At 38.9% G+C, this 18,718-nt stretch carries 17 protein-coding genes; 9 read left to right on the top strand and 8 right to left on the bottom strand.

The features are described from left to right. Positions 1-94: 94 nt before the first annotated feature. The 3 genes from O1Q80_RS03650 to O1Q80_RS03660 form a co-directional block, all read right to left on the bottom strand. Entirely contained in the window at positions 95-1,273 is a 1,179-nt protein-coding gene (locus O1Q80_RS03650; RefSeq protein ID WP_386695738.1) for an N-acetylneuraminate epimerase, read from the bottom strand. A gap of 31 nt (positions 1,274-1,304) precedes the next feature. Beyond that, positions 1,305-3,158 (bottom strand): TRAP transporter large permease subunit, encoded by a 1,854-nt coding sequence (locus O1Q80_RS03655; RefSeq protein ID WP_386695739.1) that lies wholly within the window; start codon positions 3,156-3,158, stop codon positions 1,305-1,307. A 95-nt stretch (positions 3,159-3,253) separates the two neighbouring features. Next, positions 3,254-4,249: a sialic acid TRAP transporter substrate-binding protein SiaP gene (locus O1Q80_RS03660; RefSeq protein ID WP_386695741.1), complete on the bottom strand. Its 996-nt coding sequence runs from the start codon at positions 4,247-4,249 to the stop codon at positions 3,254-3,256. Between the two features lie 365 nt (positions 4,250-4,614). Here O1Q80_RS03660 and O1Q80_RS03665 point away from each other — a divergent pair, with 365 nt between their 5' ends. From O1Q80_RS03665 to nagA, 6 genes are all read left to right on the top strand, one after another. Further along, positions 4,615-5,301 carry an N-acetylmannosamine-6-phosphate 2-epimerase gene (locus tag O1Q80_RS03665; RefSeq protein ID WP_386695742.1) on the top strand — a complete coding sequence of 229 codons (687 nt, stop codon included), beginning with the start codon at positions 4,615-4,617 and terminating at the stop codon, positions 5,299-5,301. A gap of 238 nt (positions 5,302-5,539) precedes the next feature. Beyond that, a complete protein-coding gene (locus O1Q80_RS03670) occupies positions 5,540-6,421 on the top strand; it encodes an N-acetylmannosamine kinase (protein WP_386695744.1) in 882 nt (293 codons plus the stop codon). Between the two features lie 28 nt (positions 6,422-6,449). Next, positions 6,450-7,328, top strand: a complete 879-nt coding sequence (locus O1Q80_RS03675) for a MurR/RpiR family transcriptional regulator (protein WP_386695745.1) — start codon at positions 6,450-6,452, stop codon at positions 7,326-7,328. A gap of 11 nt (positions 7,329-7,339) precedes the next feature. Then, a complete protein-coding gene (gene nanA, locus O1Q80_RS03680) occupies positions 7,340-8,221 on the top strand; it encodes an N-acetylneuraminate lyase (RefSeq protein ID WP_386689442.1) in 882 nt (293 codons plus the stop codon). Positions 8,222-8,622: 401 nt separating this feature from the next. Continuing rightward, positions 8,623-9,432: a glucosamine-6-phosphate deaminase gene (nagB, locus tag O1Q80_RS03685; protein ID WP_386695747.1), complete on the top strand. Its 810-nt coding sequence runs from the start codon at positions 8,623-8,625 to the stop codon at positions 9,430-9,432. Positions 9,433-9,484: 52 nt separating this feature from the next. Then, the gene (nagA, locus tag O1Q80_RS03690) at positions 9,485-10,627 is read left to right on the top strand and encodes an N-acetylglucosamine-6-phosphate deacetylase (RefSeq protein ID WP_386695748.1); all 1,143 of its coding nucleotides are present in this window, start codon (positions 9,485-9,487) and stop codon (positions 10,625-10,627) included. A 79-nt stretch (positions 10,628-10,706) separates the two neighbouring features. On the opposite strand, the gene tpx is transcribed toward nagA, so the two are convergent. Continuing rightward, positions 10,707-11,204 carry a thiol peroxidase gene (tpx, locus tag O1Q80_RS03695; protein ID WP_386689450.1) on the bottom strand — a complete coding sequence of 166 codons (498 nt, stop codon included), beginning with the start codon at positions 11,202-11,204 and terminating at the stop codon, positions 10,707-10,709. Positions 11,205-11,297: 93 nt separating this feature from the next. On the opposite strand from tpx, the gene O1Q80_RS03700 reads away from it, so the two are divergent. Next, positions 11,298-12,110: a Cof-type HAD-IIB family hydrolase gene (locus tag O1Q80_RS03700; protein WP_386692498.1), complete on the top strand. Its 813-nt coding sequence runs from the start codon at positions 11,298-11,300 to the stop codon at positions 12,108-12,110. Positions 12,111-12,146: 36 nt separating this feature from the next. On the opposite strand, the gene O1Q80_RS03705 is transcribed toward O1Q80_RS03700, so the two are convergent. After that, positions 12,147-12,650 (bottom strand): DUF2301 domain-containing membrane protein, encoded by a 504-nt coding sequence (locus O1Q80_RS03705; RefSeq protein WP_386689454.1) that lies wholly within the window; start codon positions 12,648-12,650, stop codon positions 12,147-12,149. Between the two features lie 126 nt (positions 12,651-12,776). On the opposite strand from O1Q80_RS03705, the gene O1Q80_RS03710 reads away from it, so the two are divergent. Together O1Q80_RS03710 and nfuA are read left to right on the top strand one after the other, a co-directional pair. After that, on the top strand, positions 12,777-13,463 hold the full coding sequence (locus tag O1Q80_RS03710) for an amidophosphoribosyltransferase (RefSeq protein ID WP_386695750.1): 687 nt from the start codon (positions 12,777-12,779) through the stop codon (positions 13,461-13,463). Positions 13,464-13,528: 65 nt separating this feature from the next. Further along, positions 13,529-14,116: a Fe-S biogenesis protein NfuA gene (gene nfuA / locus O1Q80_RS03715; RefSeq protein WP_386689458.1), complete on the top strand. Its 588-nt coding sequence runs from the start codon at positions 13,529-13,531 to the stop codon at positions 14,114-14,116. Positions 14,117-14,185: 69 nt separating this feature from the next. Here the strand turns inward: nfuA and ribF are convergent, their stop codons facing one another. From ribF to focA, 3 genes are all read right to left on the bottom strand, one after another. Then, positions 14,186-15,115 (bottom strand): bifunctional riboflavin kinase/FAD synthetase, encoded by a 930-nt coding sequence (gene ribF, locus O1Q80_RS03720; protein ID WP_386695751.1) that lies wholly within the window; start codon positions 15,113-15,115, stop codon positions 14,186-14,188. A gap of 173 nt (positions 15,116-15,288) precedes the next feature. Continuing rightward, entirely contained in the window at positions 15,289-17,601 is a 2,313-nt protein-coding gene (gene pflB, locus O1Q80_RS03725) for a formate C-acetyltransferase (RefSeq protein WP_386689462.1), read from the bottom strand. Positions 17,602-17,712: 111 nt separating this feature from the next. Beyond that, positions 17,713-18,570 (bottom strand): formate transporter FocA, encoded by an 858-nt coding sequence (gene focA / locus O1Q80_RS03730; RefSeq protein WP_386696137.1) that lies wholly within the window; start codon positions 18,568-18,570, stop codon positions 17,713-17,715. Between the last annotated feature and the right edge of the window lie 148 nt (positions 18,571-18,718).

The following is an 18,718-nucleotide window of genomic DNA, read 5'->3' on the forward strand; positions in this document are numbered from 1 at the left end:
GTTGGTTGATTAAAATTAAGAGGAAATCACACCGCACTTTTACACCAGTCGCATCTGGGAAACGCAAAAGTGCGGTCATTTTTTTTGAAGATTTTTATTCTTCAACGACAAGTTTTTTGCCGTCATAGCTTACAGTACGAACTTCGGTTAATGCTTTACCGCCGTCTGTTTCACCCCCGACAAATAACACTTTATTTTCATACGGTAAAGCTACACCGTAAGCAATATTGTGCGGATAGTTACCGATAATTTTCCAAGTACCGCTTTTAGCATCTAAAGTATAGAAGTCGCTATGATAGGTTTTTTTCAAGCCACCAGTACGGTGAGCATCGTTGATGCCTTTGGCATAGTTCGCTCTTGCACCTGGGAAGTTTGCCCCACCTGTCACGATAAAGTGACCGTTGGTATAACCGCCCATACCGCCTGCGATACCGTCTTGTTGATCATAACCTTTCGGTGCTGGTAAGTTGCCAAGTTTTTTCCAGTCTTTTACGCCATCTTTGGTGATAGTACCTTGTGCGGTGCCATCAGTACGAAGACCTGCTTTGATTTCACCGTTGACCACTAACAATTTGCCATTGTTAATACCCACAGATGCTCCTGCACGACCTGAATATGGGAAGTAACCTTCGTTACGCCATGTGTTAGTCGCAGGTTCGTAACTCACAATTTCAGATGAGAAGAAGAAGTCTTGCGCACGTAGGTTAAAGTACGCATCAAAGATTGGTGCGGTTTTTTCTTTGATTTTATCTTTGTCGGCTTCTTTGTCTAAACCTGCACTAGCTTTTTTCACGTCTTGGAATAAGCCGTTCCAGATTTCTTGGTTGATACCACCCACGAAGTAAACTTTGCCGTGATCAGTCACGCCAGTTGCACCCACAGCTGCACGAGGCGAACGTGTATCTAATTTTGTCCAAGTGTTAGTGGCTGGATCATAAGAATAAGCATCGTTGATTACTTGGTTATCGGCTACATCGTTATTTTGGAAACCACCGAAAACATAAAGTTTGCCATCAATGCCAGCTGCGACTGGTTGGTTACGAGCACCGCCCGGGAATGCAGCTAATTCTTGCCATTTTGCATCTTTCTCTTTTAAGTTAAGAGAATAGAATTTGTCACCGCCTGAACCTAATCCCACATAAACGGTGTCGCCGATCAATGCACCTGCACCGCTTTTGATCCCAACGGGTAAATCAGGATATTGTGCCGCTTGGGCAGCGAAAGCCGTTAAGCCTAATACAGATACAGCTAATAAAGATTTAGTGAATTTCATAATAGAACTCCTTAATATGTATTTTTAAATGTTAGCCATTTGGCATTAATAAGTTTGGAATAAAGGTAATGATTTCAGGGAAAATTGTAATCAATACCAGCGTAATAAATATTGGTACTAAGAATGGCAGTACCCCTTTGGTTACGGTAGATACCGACATATTACCTACACGTGCTACCACAAACAACGCCATTCCCATTGGTGGTGTTAAGATACCAATCATCATGTTCATTAAGGTCATTACTCCGAAGAACACTAAATCAATACCAAAATGTTGAGCAATTGGAATTAACATTGGTAATACTAAGAATTGCAATGCAAGGGCATCAATAAACATACCTAAGAATAATAACAATAAGTTAATCATGACCAGTACGGTTAATGGTGAATCCGCTACGGTTACAAACACTTCAGCTAAACGCATTGCCACTTGTTCGCGTGCGATCATATCGCCGAAGAACGTCACGGTCATCACCATTAATACGGTTACGCCCGTAATGGACACCGCTTCAACACAGCTTTTGAACAATAATTTTAAGGTTAATTCTTTATAGACAAAACGGCTGACAATGATGGAGTATGCCACAGCGACTACGGCAGCTTCCGTTGGGGTAAACATGCCTGAGAAGATACCGCCAATAATGATAATCGGGGTTAAAATTGCCCATACGCTGGATTTAAAAGCGGCACAAAGTTCTGGCATAGTCGCTTTTGGTGTTCTTGGATAACCGCGTTTTTTACACACGAAGTAGTTCATAACCATTAACGCAATGGTGACCAATACGCCAGGTACAAAGCCCGCCACGAACAATTTGGCAATGGATTGGTTAGCGATAACACCATAAATAATCATGGAGATACTTGGTGGCACTAATGGACCGATAATACAAGAGGCTGCGGTAATACCACCACTGATGTCATCATCATATCCCGCATCACGCATGGCTTTAATTTCTAATTGACCTAAACCACCCGCATCGGCAATGGCAGAACCTGACATACCAGAGAACAGTAAACTTGCCCCGATATTCACATGTCCCATACCGCCTGTGTAATGACCTAACAAGGCTTTGGCGAAGTTAAAGATCCGTTCAGTGATTCCGCCGCCGTTCATTAAGATCCCCGTTAAGATAAAGAACGGTACACTTAATAATGAGAAACTGTTTAGGCTATCGACTAATTTATTGGCGGCACTGTTGACAATATTCCAGCGTGTCATAGAGAAATAAAGCAAGGTGGCAATAAACAATGACCAACCTACTGGCGTGCCTAAGAACATGATTACCAGCCAAACTACAAGTACTAAATAAACGGCATTGTCGCCAAGTTTCACATATTGCGAAATACGAAGCACTTTGAACACATCAGGGGCGAAGAATAAAAGAGCTAATAAAATCACCGCACCTATGGCAAACACCGTGGAGGATAAATAGGAAGTTTGATTGGTAAAGTTTTCAGTTTGTGCTTGTAAGAAACGGATTAGCACCAGCACGGAAATAAAGGCTTGAGCCGCATATAACCATTTATCACTGATTTCTAACGCCACCAATTCAAAAGATGCCCCAATCCAGACTTTAAAGCCTAAATGGATAAAAATAATGATAGAAGCAAAAATCAACAGTTGCACAAAAGTATTAGTGGCTTTTTTTACTTTTGGTGGCATGAGATTGGTGATAAAGTCGAGATAAATATGTTGTTGGCTACGCACTGCCATACTGATCCCGAACATACTCACATAGATAAACAGCAATCTTGCCAATTCTTCTGACCAAATTAATGGTGAATCAAAGATTTGACGTGCAATGACTTGGGTAAGAAGAATTAGGAACACAATGAACAATAATGTTCCGCCAACCCATTCTTCTATTTTATTAAAAAATTTCATAAATACCTCGATATGTCGAGTAATACAAGGAAATTAAAACATTAGGTTTGCCCTATCCCCACCAGAGGAAAATGAGAATAGGGCATTGAGGTTAATTATTTGATTTTTGAAAATTCATCAAAGGCATCTTGACCTACTTTGCCATTCTTTTTCAAGTATTCGTCATAGTAAGGTTTTAATGCTGCTTTGAACGGTGCTAAATCAGGATGAGTTACTGTTACACCTTGTTTTTCAAAGAAAGCGATATCGTTTGCTTCGCCGTCGTGGAATAATTTACTGTGGTATTCCGCTGCTTTTTCTGCCGCATCTTTCACCACTTTTTGTAAGTCAGCAGGTAAATCTGCAAAGGTTTCATTACTGACTAAATAAAGTTGGTCATTTAAGATATGGTTAGTGATTGCTAAATATTTTTGCACTTCATAGAATTTTTGCGCCCGAATAGTTGGCAATGGGTTTTCTTGACCATCTACAGAGTTAGTTTGTAAGGCTAAATATACTTCAGAGAACGCCATTGGAGTTGGTGCTGCACCCACATATTTTGCAAAGGCAAGGTTAGTTGCTGCATTTGGTACACGTAATTTCAAGCCTTTCATATCAGCAATAGAATTAATCGGACGGTTTGATGAAGTTTGACGTGTACCGTTATAAGCTACTGATAATAAAGTCATACCTTGTTCATCATGGACTTTACGTAATAATTCTTTACCAAAATTGGTTTCTAATAACGCTTTTTTGCTGAATTCAATGCTTGGCACCACATAAGGTAACGCAAAAATTTCTGCTTCTGGGTAGAAAATTTGGAAACGGGCAGATTCTGCAAAAGTGAAATCCAACGCACCATCTTTTAATTGTTTCATCATGGTACGGTCATCACCTAATTGAGATGATGGGAAAAGTTTCACTTCGATTTTGCCCGCAGATTTATCTTTCACTTCTTTAGCGAAAAATTCTGCTGCTTTATATTCGTTTTGGCTTGTACCTGCATTCATACCGAATTTTAAATCGTAATCTGCTGCCAATGCAGAAGTTGCAAAAGCAGATGCCGCAACGCCAGCACAAAATGTTGCTAAGAATAGTTTATTGAATTTCATAAGTACGCTCCTGTTAAAAAGATTGTCAGAGTTTTTGAGTTTGAGATGTAATTAAACCTGTGTGGTTTTAATATGCTTTGCATTCTGGATCAAAAAAATCAAAAAATAAATATATTTTTGAAGTTAAATTTCAAAAATGAGAGGTAGATCACAAAATTAAAAAATTCTTTTAAAATTTTTGGATTTTTACTCCACTTTTGGAAATTTTTAGGCATATAATGAGTCATATATATGGGACTTTTTGATTAAAGTGTGAAAATTTCCTATAAAGTATCTCAAAAAGTCTTGCCATTTTATTCGTTAGAGCGTAATCTAACGAATAAATGAAGCATTAATTCTAAAAATAGAAAATAAACGGAGTATATATGTCAAAATTATCTCATTCCGACGTGCTTACTCAAATCTCAAAAGGATTTATTTCTTCTTGTCAGCCCGTGGATGATGGTCCAATGGACAAACCTGAAATTGTTGCAGCTATGGCTCAAGCCTCACAAAATGGTGGTGCATCTGGTTTACGTATTGAAGGTGTTGAAAATCTAAAAGCAACACGCCCATTTGTTACTATTCCTATTATAGGGATAAAAAAACGTGATTTACCTGATAGCCCTGTGCGAATCACCCCTTTTTTGCAGGATATTGAAGATTTAGCTGCTGCTGGTGCGGATATTATTGCTGTAGATGGCACCAATCGCCCTCGTCCTGTGGATATAGAAAGTGCGGTGAAAAAAATCCATGAGTGTGGCTGTTTGGCGATGGCGGATTGTTCTAATTTAGAAGAAGGTTTGTATTGTCAAAAATTAGGTTTTGATATTGTGGGTAGTACAATGTCTGGTTACACTGGTGGAGAAATTCCGAAAGAACCTGATTATCAATTAGTCAAAGATTTAAAAGCTGCGGGCTGTTTTGTGATGGCGGAAGGTCGTTACAACACCCCTGAATTGGCGAAAGTCGCCATTGAAATTGGGGCAGATGCAGTGACAGTGGGGTCAGCGTTAACCCGTTTAGAGCATATTGTGAGCTGGTTTGCGAATGCGGTGAAATCAGCGAGATAGGGGTATTGGGGGATTGCCCCCCTCAGTCCTGCGGACAGCTCCCCCCGCAAGCAGGGGGAGCAAAGTGTAGAATAAAACAATAAAGTACATTTACCCCCTGCTTGTGGGGGAACTAGGTAAAGCCCTGATGGGCGTTGTAACGGACAAATAAAAAAGTTCGCTCCCCCTGCTTGCGGGGGGAGCTGGGCGAAGCCCTGAGGGGGGCTTTGTAACGAAGACGAATAAAAAGGAGCTTAATATGCGTTGTTTAGCCCTCGATATTGGCGGTACAAAAATAGCGGCAGCGTTAGTGGAAAATAACCAAATCCAACAACGTCAGCAAATTGTTACCCCACAAGATAATGCGGCTCAGGCTTTACATCAGGCTTTAGCAAGTTTAGTCGAGCAATATGCAGGACAGTTTGATTATGTGTCTGTTGCCTCAACGGGCATCATAAATAACGGTATTTTAACCGCACTTAATCCGAAAAATTTGGGTGGCTTGGCTGAATTTCCATTGAAAGAAAGCATTGCCCGTCATACCGATAAACCGATTTTCTTATTGAATGATGTGCAAGCCGCCGCTTGTGCTGAATATCAAGAAGTTGATTCGAAAAAAGTCCCTAATTTTGCTTTTATCGTGGTTTCCACGGGAGTTGGGGGCGGAATTATTTTAAATGGTGAATTGCAAACAGGACCAAATGGGGTAGTAGGGCATATTGGACACAGCCTTGCAGATCCGAATGGTGAAGTTTGTGGGTGCGGTCGTCGTGGTTGTGTCGAAGCTGTTGCAGCTGGGCGAGCCATTGAACGTGATGCACAAAAATGGGATAAACCTTGTTCGCCAAAAGAAGTGTTTGCGTTATTTCGTGAAAATGATGAAAAAGCCACCGCACTTGTACAGCGTTCTGCCAAGGCTATTGCCAATTTAGTGGCTGACTTGGTGATATCACTTGATATTCAACAAGTTGTGCTGGGCGGTAGCGTGGGATTAGCTGAGGGTTATTTACCTTTAGTGAAGCAATATGTACAAGCAATGCCACATTTTTATCATTGTGAATTAACCACAGCAAAATATGCAGGTGATGCTGGTTTAATCGGTGCTGCATATTGGGGAGGCATAGCATTAGCTAGAACGTAATTAGTTTAGGAATTCAGGGGAATTAACTATGGTCACTACACCTAATGAAAGCAGTAAAATTTTAGATACAATCGGTGCATTACAAAGCAGTTTAACCAAAACTGAAAAACGTATTGCCGAACAAATTCTTATTACACCAGAATTAATTGCACAATCTTCTTTAGCTGAAATTGCAAAGTCGTTAAATGTAGGCGAAGCGACCTTTATTCGTTTTTGTCGAACACTTGGATTTAAAGGATTTAGCGATTTTAAATTGGATTTTGCTATTGAACTTGCGACACAAAGTCAACAGTCATCAGATTTATTAGATACAACTATTACGGCAAAGGATAGCCCAAAAGAAATAGCTAGTAAGTTGCAAAGTGTTATTAATAACGTGGTCGGTGAAACCATTAATTTGTTAGATTTTGATGCGTTGAGTAATGTCGTAAAAGAACTGCGTAAGGCTAAACGAATTTATTTGTTTGGTGTAGGTTCGTCAGGTGTTGTGGCTGACGGAGCAAAAAATAAATTAATGCGTATTGGTTTTCAGGTTGATGCTGAAACAAATAACCATTTTATGTATATGCAGGCTTCGTTAATGAGAAAAGGGGACGTGGTCATTGGTATTAGTCATTCTGGTACTTCACCTGAAACTACTAAAGCCCTTGAAATTGCGAAACAGGCAGGAGCAGTAACGGTTGCAATTACCCATAATTTGCGTTCGCCGATTACTAAAGTTTCGGATTATGTACTCAATAATGGTAATCGCCAAGGTCAGTTACAAGGCGACTCCGTGGGTACACAAATCACTCAGTTATTCGTACTTGATCTGATTTATGCGTTATTAGTTCAAGCCGAAAAAGAAAAAGCAAAACAATCTAAACAAAAAACTGTTGCAGTTATTGAGCAACAACAGAATAAATAGGAGAAAATTTAATGAAAAACTTAAAAGGTATTTTCAGTGCATTATTAGTGTCTTTTAATGAAGATGGTTCAGTGAATGAAAAAGGTTTGCGTCAAATCATTCGTCATAACATTGATAAAATGAAAGTAGATGGCTTATATGTGGGTGGTTCTACTGGTGAAAACTTTATGCTTTCTACCGAAGAGAAAAAACAAATCTTCCGTATTGCTAAAGATGAAGCCAAAGATCAAGTCGCCTTAATTGCTCAAGTAGGTAGCGTAAACTTAAAAGAAGCGGTGGAATTAGGTAAATATGCCACAGAATTAGGTTATGACAGCTTATCAGCAGTAACACCTTTCTACTACAAATTTAGCTTCCCAGAAATTAAACATTACTATGAAACTATTATTGCTGAAACTGGTAATAATATGATTGTTTATTCTATTCCGTTCTTAACTGGCGTGAATATGGGCGTGGAACAATTCGGTGAACTTTACAAAAACCCTAAAGTGTTAGGTGTGAAATTTACTGCTGGTGACTTCTATTTATTAGAACGTTTAAGTAAGGCTTATCCAGAAAAATTAATATGGGCTGGTTTTGACGAAATGATGGTACCTGCTGCATCTTTAGGTGTGCATGGTGCGATCGGTTCAACTTTCAACGTGAACGGTTTACGTGCAAGACAAATTTTTGAATTAACTCAATCAGGTAAAGTAAAAGAAGCATTAGAAATTCAACACGTTACTAACGATTTAATTGAAGGTATTTTGGCGAATGGTTTATACCTAACGATCAAAGAAATCTTGAAATTACAAGGTGTAGATGCGGGTTATTGTCGTGAACCAATGACAGCGAAAGCCACTGATGCACAATTAGTTCGTGCCAAAGAGTTGTATGAAACGTTTCTTAAATAAAAATAAGAAAATTTAGACCGCAGTTTTTGGGGTAGCCCCCCTCAGGGCTTCGCCCAGCTCCCCCCGCAAGCAGGGGGAGCGAACAATAAAACAAACGAGTGGTTACGTTCTTCTCCCTTTTGCAAGCAGGGGAGCGAACAATAAAACAAACAAGTGGTTACGTTCTTCTCCCTTTTGCAAGCAGGGGAGCGAATAATAAAACAAACAAGTGGTTACGTTCTTCTCCCTCTCGCAAGTGGGGGAGCGAACAATAAAACAAATAAGTGTTTATGTTTTTCTCCCTCTCGTGAGTAGGGGGAAAGAACAATAAAACAAGCAAATATTTTTCGCTCCCCCTGCTTGCGGGGGGAGCTGGGCGAAGCCCTGAGGGGGGCTAACCCCAAATATCTTAAGGAGCTAATATGCGTTTAATTCCATTAAAAAATGCTGAACAAGTAGCAAAATGGTCTGCACGTCATATTGTGGATCGTATCAATCAATTTAATCCGACCGAACAACGTCCATTTGTTTTAGGTTTACCAACGGGCGGCACCCCTTTAGCTACTTATAAAGAACTGATTGCTTTATGCAAAGCTGGAGAGGTGAGCTTTAAACATGTGGTCACATTTAATATGGACGAATATGTTGATCTGCCAGCAGAACACCCTGAAAGCTACCACAGTTTTATGTATAATAATTTTTTCAATCATATTGATATTCAAGAAAAAAATATCAATATTCTAAATGGTAACAGCGAAGATCATGATGCGGAATGTCGCCGTTACGAGGAAAAAATTAAGTCCTATGGTAAAATTAATCTTTTCATGGGTGGTGTCGGTAATGACGGTCATATTGCGTTCAATGAACCAGCATCGTCACTCGCATCACGTACAAGAATTAAAACTCTCACTCAAGATACACTGATTGCCAATTCCCGTTTCTTTGATAATGATGTGAATAAAGTACCAAAATATGCCTTAACTATCGGTGTAGGCACATTATTAGATGCGGAAGAAGTGATGATTCTCGCCACTGGGCATAATAAAGCTCTTGCTGTACAAGCAGGCGTGGAAGGTTCAGTGAACCATTTCTGGACAATCAGTGCGTTGCAACAACATCGTCATTATATTTTGGTGTGTGATGAGCCAGCGACTCAGGAATTAAAAGTAAAAACAGTGAAATATTTTACTGAGTTGGAAGCCCGAGCTATTCATTCAGTAGTCAATGACTAACTGATTAATAACTACATATTTTTACACCCTAAACGCTTTTAAGGAATATAAAATGAAATACGCTTTAACGAACGCCGTGATCTATACAGGCTATGATGTGTTGTATGGTCACTCAGTCATAGTTGACAATGACAAAATTGTGGATATTGTTCGCCAAGAACATTTACCGCATGATATTCAACATTTTGATTTAAAAGGTAATAACCTTACAGCTGGATTTATTGATTTACAATTAAATGGTTGCGGTGGTGTGATGTTTAATGATCAAACTAGCGTAGAAACCCTTGAAATTATGCAACAAACTAACGTTCGTTCAGGGACCACCAGCTATTTACCAACGTTTATTACTTCACCAGATGAAGATATGAAAATTGCGGTGCAAATTATGCGAGAATATTTGGATAAACACCAAAACCAAGCCTTAGGTTTACACTTGGAAGGTCCTTATTTAAGTATTGAGAAAAAAGGTGTACATCGCCCTGAATATATTCGTGAAATCTCCCCTGAAATGAAAGATTTTCTTTGTGCTAATGCAGATGTGATTACTAAACTTACCTTAGCAGCGGATAACCCAACTGTAAATTATGTGCCTGATTTTGTGAAAGCTGGTATTGTGGTGTCTATCGGTCACTCTAATGCAACTTATGATGTGGCAAAAGATTCTTTCAAAAAAGGGATTACTTTTGCAACGCACTTACATAATGCGATGTCACCAATTAGCTCTGGTCGTGCTATGGGTGTAGTTGGTGCGGTGTTGGATTCTGATGATGTTTATGCTGGTATTATCGTGGATGGTATTCATGTTAATTTTGGTAATGTGAAAATCGCTAAACGAGCTAAGGGGGATAAACTTTGTATTGTGACAGATGCTATTGCAGCAGCAGGTTCAGATATTAAAGGATTTACTTTTGTAGGAAAACCTATCTATGTTCGTGACGGTCGTTGTTATGATGCGAATAATACCATTGCAGGGGCATCAATTACGATGATTGAAAGTGTCGAAAATGCCGTGAAAGAAGTGGGTATTTCGTTAGATGAAAGTTTGAGAATGTGTAACCTTTATCCTGCTCGAGCAATCGGTGTAGATGATAAACTTGGTTCTATTGAAGTCGGAAAAATTGCTAACTTGACTGTATTTACGAATGATTTTAAAGTAGAAAATACAGCGGTAAATGGGGTTTGGCAGTTGGATTAATGTAGATAAGATACATCACTATATAACCCCGTACTGGCGTACGGGGTTAGGTATAGTTACGCCACTCTGTGGCTTATTTTTACAGAACCGCTAATGCTTTCTCATAGTTTGGTTCATTTTTAATTTCACTCACCAATTCAGAATACAATACTTTGTTATTTTCATCTAACACAATGACTGAACGAGAAGTTAATCCTGCTAAACCGCTACTGGCAATATCTACGCCCAATTTAGTGTGTAAAGATTTATCACGGAAAGTGGATAGCGTTTGCACGTTTTCAATACCTTCCGCTCCACAAAAACGAGCGTGAGCAAAAGGTAAGTCGGCAGAAATACAAAGCACTACAGTATTCGCTAAATTTGCTGCTTTCTGATTAAAAGTGCGTACTGATGTAGCACAAACACCTGTATCAATACTTGGAAAAATATTTAAGATTTTGCGTTTGCCAGCAAAGTCGCTTAAAGCAACGTCTTCTAGTTTAGTGTTAGTAAAAACTAAATTTTCAACTGTTTCACCAACTTGTGGGAAATGTCCTTTTACTTCAATGAGAGTTCCTGCTAATGTTACTTGTGTCATTTTATGCTCCTATAATAAATAATAATACTTAACCATAAGTCCAAATTCATTCATAATAATGGGATATTTTAATCAAGAGTTCAAGGATTTTATATGAATTTACCTAATTTAAGCGATCAAATTAAAATCGTATTTTTTGATATTGACGAAACACTCATTGTTAAAGATAAAGATTTCTTACCTGAAAGCGTATTGCCTAGCATTCAAAAATTACAACAAAAAGGGATTATTGCGGCTATTGCCACAGGGCGATCACCTTGTAGCTTTCCACCTAAAATCAAAGCATTAGTCAAACAAGCAGGAATGAATACTTTTGTCACCATGAATGGACAATATGTGGTACATCAGGGCAACGTAGTGGATAAGCTACCGATTCCACCACAAAAGATTACAGAAGTAGTCGCATTTTTTGAATCTGTTGGGTTTGATTATACCTTTGTGTCAAACGAACATTTAGCTGTATCAGCAATTACTGATCAAGTGCGTAGTGCGTTAGATCCATTGCAAACGGATTACCATATTGATAAAAACTATTACCAGACACATGATGTATTTCAGATTTTGCCATTTTATGATGAAAGCAAAGATCAATTAGTGGCAAATTCTGGGGTTCTAAAGGGGCTAAAAACGGTTCGTTGGCATGAACAATCAGTCGATTTATTTGATGCTCAAGGTTCTAAGGCACGTGGTATCTTGCATTTACTTAAACATTTGAATTTATCTATCGAAAATGCGATGGCATTTGGTGATGGTTTAAATGATTTGGAAATGTTAAGTACCGTTGGTGTAGGGGTGGCAATGGGCAATGCTTGTGATGAATTGAAAGCCGTTGCGGATTTCGAAACCGATCATATTGAACGAGATGGAATTTATCGTTTTCTTCACCAAACAGGGTTAATTGATTAATGGTTTAGCTCCCTTGCTAGGGAGCTAAATTAATTGTTAGACTTGATATTTTCCCTTATCTCCGATATCAAAATGCAATGGCATACGCCATTTTTGAATCGCTAATACGGCAAAAAGTGCGGTGCAAATAACAGACAAAATTTGTAATCCGATAGTTATTTCAGCGACTTTAGTCAACCATAATAATGCCACAAAAATCGGCATTAGATTTAACGCAAAAATGCGGAAGCAAAAATATTCTTTAAAACAAAGCCCACCTAGTGTTACTAATGCCGCTCCCAATGCGAGTTCTGTTTGCCCGATAATCTGGAAAAATAGTGCTAACCACGTGGCAAATTGCAATAACAAGCGGAATTTCTTGAGATAAATATGCAATGATGAAGCACAAAGCAACGCCGCCGCTAAAATACCAATTTGAGCAAATTCGTAGTAGGGGAGAAGTGCGGTGAAAATTGCCGCCAGAATAAATCCGGTGCGATATAAACATACTGTGAGATAGTCTAAAAAGTCCATTGGTGACTTGATATGTGGATCAGCCATTTTATACTCCTTTATATTAATAAAATAAAATTTTTGTGATTTGTATTCCAAATATTTCAGTTGCTATTTGTGATTATTTGGATTTTTAACAAGAATATCACAAATTAATATCAAGAATAAAATAAAATGAACTGGTTTGGCTTTAGTTGTGTGAAATGTCAGCAAAAATTAGCAATAGGTTGCCATGGTTTATGTAGCCGTTGTAATGCAGAGATTTACCGTTTTGCGTATTGTGGTTGCTGTGGGGCGGAATTAACTCGTGATGAATTGCGTTGTGGTAGATGCTTACAGCAAGAACCAGCATGGCAACAGATGGTGATTATCGGACGTTATTCCGAACCTTTATCTACCTTGATTCATCGTTTCAAATTCCAAGGGCAGTTTTGGTTAGATCGGAGTTTAGCACGCTTGCTTTATTTAGCTGTACGAAATGCAAGACGTACTCATGCTTTATCTTTGCCTGATGTGATTTTACCCGTTCCATTACATCATTTTCGCCACTGGCAGCGGGGTTATAATCAAGCAGCATTACTGGCAAAATGGCTGGCTCGCTGGTTAAATATTCCCGTGCGAGAAGATCTTTTGTTACGCACTAAAAACACTCACAGCCAGCGAGGTTTAACCGCTAAAGCTCGGCGTAACAATCTAAAAAATGCGTTTATGGTGCAAAATAAACTAAAACAATGCAATTATAGATCGGTCTGTATTCTTGATGATGTGATTACCACAGGTTCAACCATGAATGAAATTGCTAAACAATTACGCAAAATGGGCGTACAACATATTCAAGTCTGGGGATTGGCACGCACATAAAATTTGCATAAAGAGCGATCTCAGCGTATCATTTCCGACAAAATCGCTTAGATTAAGGAAAGAACATGGAGCAACAGATTACTATTTCAGCAGCCGCACAGGCTCATTTTCGTAAATTATTAGATCAGCAAGAAGAGGGTACTAATATTCGTATTTTTGTGGTTAATCCTGGTACACCCAGTGCAGAATGTGGCGTGTCTTATTGTCCAGCCAATGCGGTAGAAGATACAGATACAGAATTACAATATGATACCTTTTCTGCCTTTGTGGATGAAGTCAGTTTGCCATTTTTGGAAGATGCAGAAATTGATTATGTTACAGAAGAATTAGGTGCTCAATTAACCTTAAAAGCACCTAATGCCAAAATGCGTAAGGTATCAGATGATGCACCGCTAATTGAACGCGTGGACTATGTCATTCAAACTCAAATTAACCCACAATTAGCCAGTCATGGTGGACGGATTACCTTGATAGAGCTGACAGATGACGGCTATGCAGTGTTACAATTCGGCGGTGGTTGTAATGGCTGTTCAATGGTGGATGTCACCTTAAAAGACGGTGTAGAGAAACAATTAGTAGAAATGTTCCCGAATGAATTAAAAGGGGCAAAAGATGTGACTGAACACCAACGTGGTGAGCATTCTTATTATTAATTTTATTCGTGATTAGAGATAAAAGTGCGGTGAAAATTTTTGTATTTTCTCGCACTTTTATTTATCCACTTATTTTGAATAAAAATAAGCTCTAGCAATATCTGCATCTTGCTGAATTTGTTGTTTTAATGCCTCAAGAGAAGCGAATTTTATTTCATTACGCAGTTTATAGCAAAATTCCACTTGAATATTTTGTCCGTACAAATTTTGGTCAAAGTCAAATAGATGAACTTCTAATAATTGTATCAGACCTTGTACAGTTGGACGTTGCCCGATATTGGCAATACCTTGCACAATTTGACCGCAGTTTAATTTCACTTGCACCGCATATACCCCTTTAATGGGATTGACTTGGCGATGTAAGTGAATATTTGCCGTAGGAAAACCTAGGGTACGTCCGAGTTTTTGACCATGGATCACTTTTCCCCAGATACAATAAGGTCTGCCTAGCAATTTTTCTGCATCAGCTAGTCTATCTTCCGCTAACGCTTGTCGAATGGCAGAACTGCTAATACGTAATTCATTTAAGCAAAAAGTGCGGTTATTTTCTACTTCAAATCTGTATTTTTGGCTTGCTTGTTGGAGTAAAGCAAAATTGCCTTGTCTGGCTTGCCCAAAGTGGAAATCATCGCCAATGCTTAAGAATTTTACGTTGAGTTTATTGACTAATAATTCACTAATAAAATCTTGTGCGGTTTGTTCTGCGAAAGTGCGGTCAAATTTAGCACAGATTACATAATCTATGCCAGCTTGTTGAAAGTAATGTAACTTATCTCGTAATCGCATTAATCTTGCTGGTGCTTTTTCCCCTTGAAAATATTCCCGAGGCTGTGGCTCAAAAATCATCACGACAGTGGGTAAATTTAACGCCCGAGCTTTTTCTTTCAGATGTGTTAAGATTTTTTGATGCCCTAAATGAATGCCGTCAAAATTGCCGATGGTTAAGGCACAAGGGGAAAAATTACGTGGAAAATGATGAATACTGCGTATTAGTTGCATAGTAAATGGATTTATATCTTTAAATTATTGGGTTTATTATACGCATAAATAGCAAAAAAGCCTAGCACTGGCGTACTAGGCTAAGCATGTGGTCGTTACTACGTAGCTTATAATCAGATGCGGAGCATCGTCACTATCGTAACCCTGCACACAAGTGCAGGGCTTTGCTGTGATTACATCGCTTCCGTAAACGTACGAGTAATCACATCTTGTTGTTGTTCACGAGTCAATGAGTTGAAACGTACCGCATAACCTGAAACACGAATGGTTAATTGTGGGTATTTTTCAGGGTGTTCAACCGCATCTAGCAATGTTTCACGATTTAATACGTTCACATTTAAGTGTTGACCGCCTTCCACAGTGGCTTCGTGGTGGAAATAACCGTCCATTAAGCCCGCAAGGTTACGTTTTTGTGCTTCATAATCTTTACCTAACGCATTTGGTACGATAGAGAAAGTATAGGAAATACCGTCTTTCGCATAAGCAAATGGCAATTTAGCCACAGACGTTAAGGACGCTACCGCACCTTTTTGGTCACGTCCGTGCATTGGGTTTGCACCTGGTCCGAATGGCGCACCTGAACGGCGACCGTCTGGGGTGTTACCTGTTTTCTTACCATAAACCACGTTAGAGGTAATGGTTAACACAGATTGTGTTGGTACTGCATTGCGGTAGGTTTTATGGGTTTGGATTTTCTTCATAAAACGTTCAACTAAATCCACCGCAAGATCATCTACACGGCTGTCGTTGTTACCGAATTGTGGATATTCACCTTCGATTTCAAAGTCGATTGCCACATTGCTTGCTACTACGTTACCGTCTTTATCTTTGATATCGCCACGAATTGGTTTGACTTTGGCATATTTAATCGCAGATAAAGAGTCTGCTGCCACAGAAAGTCCAGCAATACCGCACGCCATGGTACGATAAACATCACGATCATGTAATGCCATTAATGAGGCTTCATAAGCATATTTATCGTGCATAAAGTGAATGATATTTAATGCAGTTACATATTGAGTGGCTAACCAATCCATAAAGTGATCCATACGATCCATTACTTCATTAAATTCTAAGTATTCAGAGGTAATTGGTGTAGTTTTAGGACCTACTTGCATACCTGATTTTTCATCAATACCACCGTTGATCGCATAAAGCATGGTTTTTGCCAAGTTTGCACGCGCACCGAAGAATTGCATTTGTTTACCGACCACCATTGGTGATACACAGCACGCAATCGCATAGTCGTCATTGTTGAAGTCAGGACGCATTAAGTCATCGTTTTCGTATTGTACAGATGAAGTATCAATAGACACTTTGGCACAATAGCGTTTGAAGCCTTCTGGTAACTGTTCAGACCAAAGAATAGTTAAGTTTGGTTCTGGTGACGGTCCCATGGTGTAAAGAGTGTGTAAAATACGGAAACTGTTTTTAGTCACTAAGGTACGACCGTCTAAGCCCATACCAGCTAATGTTTCAGTTGCCCACATTGGGTCGCCAGAGAATAATTGATCGTATTCTGGAGTACGTAAGAAACGCACCATACGTAATTTCATCACTAAGTGGTCGATTAATTCTTGTGCTTCTTGTTCAGTAATTTTACCTGCTTGCAAATCACGTTCAATATAAATATCTAAGAATGAAGACACACGACCGAATGACATTGCTGCACCGTTTTGTGATTTAACCGCCGCTAAATAGGCGAAGTAAGTCCATTGTACGGCTTCTTGTGCATTAGTTGCTGGGTTTGAAATATCAAAACCATAACTTGCTGCCATTTCTTTGATTTTGCCTAATGCACGATGTTGTTCAGCAATTTCTTCACGTAATTGAATAGTGGCTTGAATGTCTTCGCCTGCTTCTAAACGTGGTTGTAATGAATTAAATTGTTTAAATTTATCTTTCATTAAGAAATCAATACCGTATAAGGCAACACGGCGGTAGTCACCGATAATACGACCACGACCATAAGCATCTGGTAAACCAGTAATTACACCTGATTTACGGCAACGTAGAATATCTGGTGTGTAAACATCAAATACCCCTTGGTTGTGGGTTTTACGGTATTCAGTAAAGATATGTTCAACTTCAGGGTTTAATTCACGGCGATAAACTTGGCATGAACCTTTAACCATTTTGATCCCACCGTAAGGGATAATCGCACGTTTTAAAGGTGCATCAGTTTGTAAACCCACGATTTTTTCTAATTTTTGGTCAATATAACCTGGTTTGTGTGAAGTAATGGTGGACGGAGTGTCACAGTCGATGTCATACGGCTCGTGAGTGGCATTTTCCACTTTGATTTTTTCCATCACATCTGCCCATAGGGTCGCTGTTGCAGGGGTAACTTCTGCTAAGAAAGATTCGTCACCTTCATACGGAGTATAGTTTTTTTGGATAAAATCACGTACATTTACTTCAGTTTGCCAGTCACCTGCGACAAAACCTTGCCACGCTTTTTGTTGATTTTCTGTTAATTGAGTCATTGGATAATTTCCTTCTCTAATAAATAAACTTTTAACAATATAAAAATAATTTTAACTGCGATTATTTTTACCACGAAACTACTATAAACATAAACTACCACAAATTACAGCTTAATGTGAATGTGGTCGATTGGTAAACCATTGCATTAACGCAATACAAATACCACCACCCACAATGTTACCTAAAGTAACGGGAATTAAATTCTTCACTATAAAATGATAGACATCTAAATCAGCAAATAGTGCTGGATCAATGTTAATCATTTGCCAAAATTCTGGCGAAGAATAATGAGCAGTTAAAATACCTAAGGGAATCATAAACATATTCGCCACACTATGCTCAAAGCCTGATGCCACAAATAAACCGATCGGTAAAATCATAATAAAGGCTTTATCCGTCAGGGTTTTGCCAGCATACGCCATCCATATTGCAATACATACCATAATATTACACAAGATACCTAAGCAAAAGGCTTCAATCCAAGTATGATGAATTTTATGTTGCGCCGTTTGCAAAATGGTTAAGCCCCACTGACCGTTTGCCGCCATTAACTGACCACCAAACCAAATTAACGACACGATAAAAATCGCCCCTACAAAGTTACCACAATAGACCACAATCCAGTTGCGTAACATTTGCAAGGTATTAATTCTGCCTCCAACACGAGCCACTATTGTCATCGTAGAAGAGGTAAATAATTCAGAACCACACACCACCACCATAATAACGCCGACAGAGAATACCAGACCACCGACTAATTTGGTTAAGCCCCAAGATGTGCCAATATTACCAGTTTGCGTAGTAGTATAAAAAACGAATGCTAGAGCAATAAGTGCACCTGCGGAAATGGCAGATAAGAAAGAATAGAATTGATTTTTGCTGGCTTTATACGCCCCTGCATCTTCACCTATTTGAGCCATTTGAGCAGGACTTGCCATTACTGTTGAGATATTTTCTTCAGATTTCATCATATTATTTTATTATTTAACTCGCTTACTAAATAAAACAGCAACTTAAACATTTTTTGAAATTTTATCAATTTTGTTAATTATACGAATAAATCCTGATGAAAAGCAAAGAAATTTCATGAAAGCTGATAGAAAATTTGTTTTAGAT

The sequence above is a fragment of the Lonepinella sp. MS14435 genome (assembly GCF_042485795.1).
GTDB lineage: Bacteria > Pseudomonadota > Gammaproteobacteria > Enterobacterales > Pasteurellaceae > Lonepinella.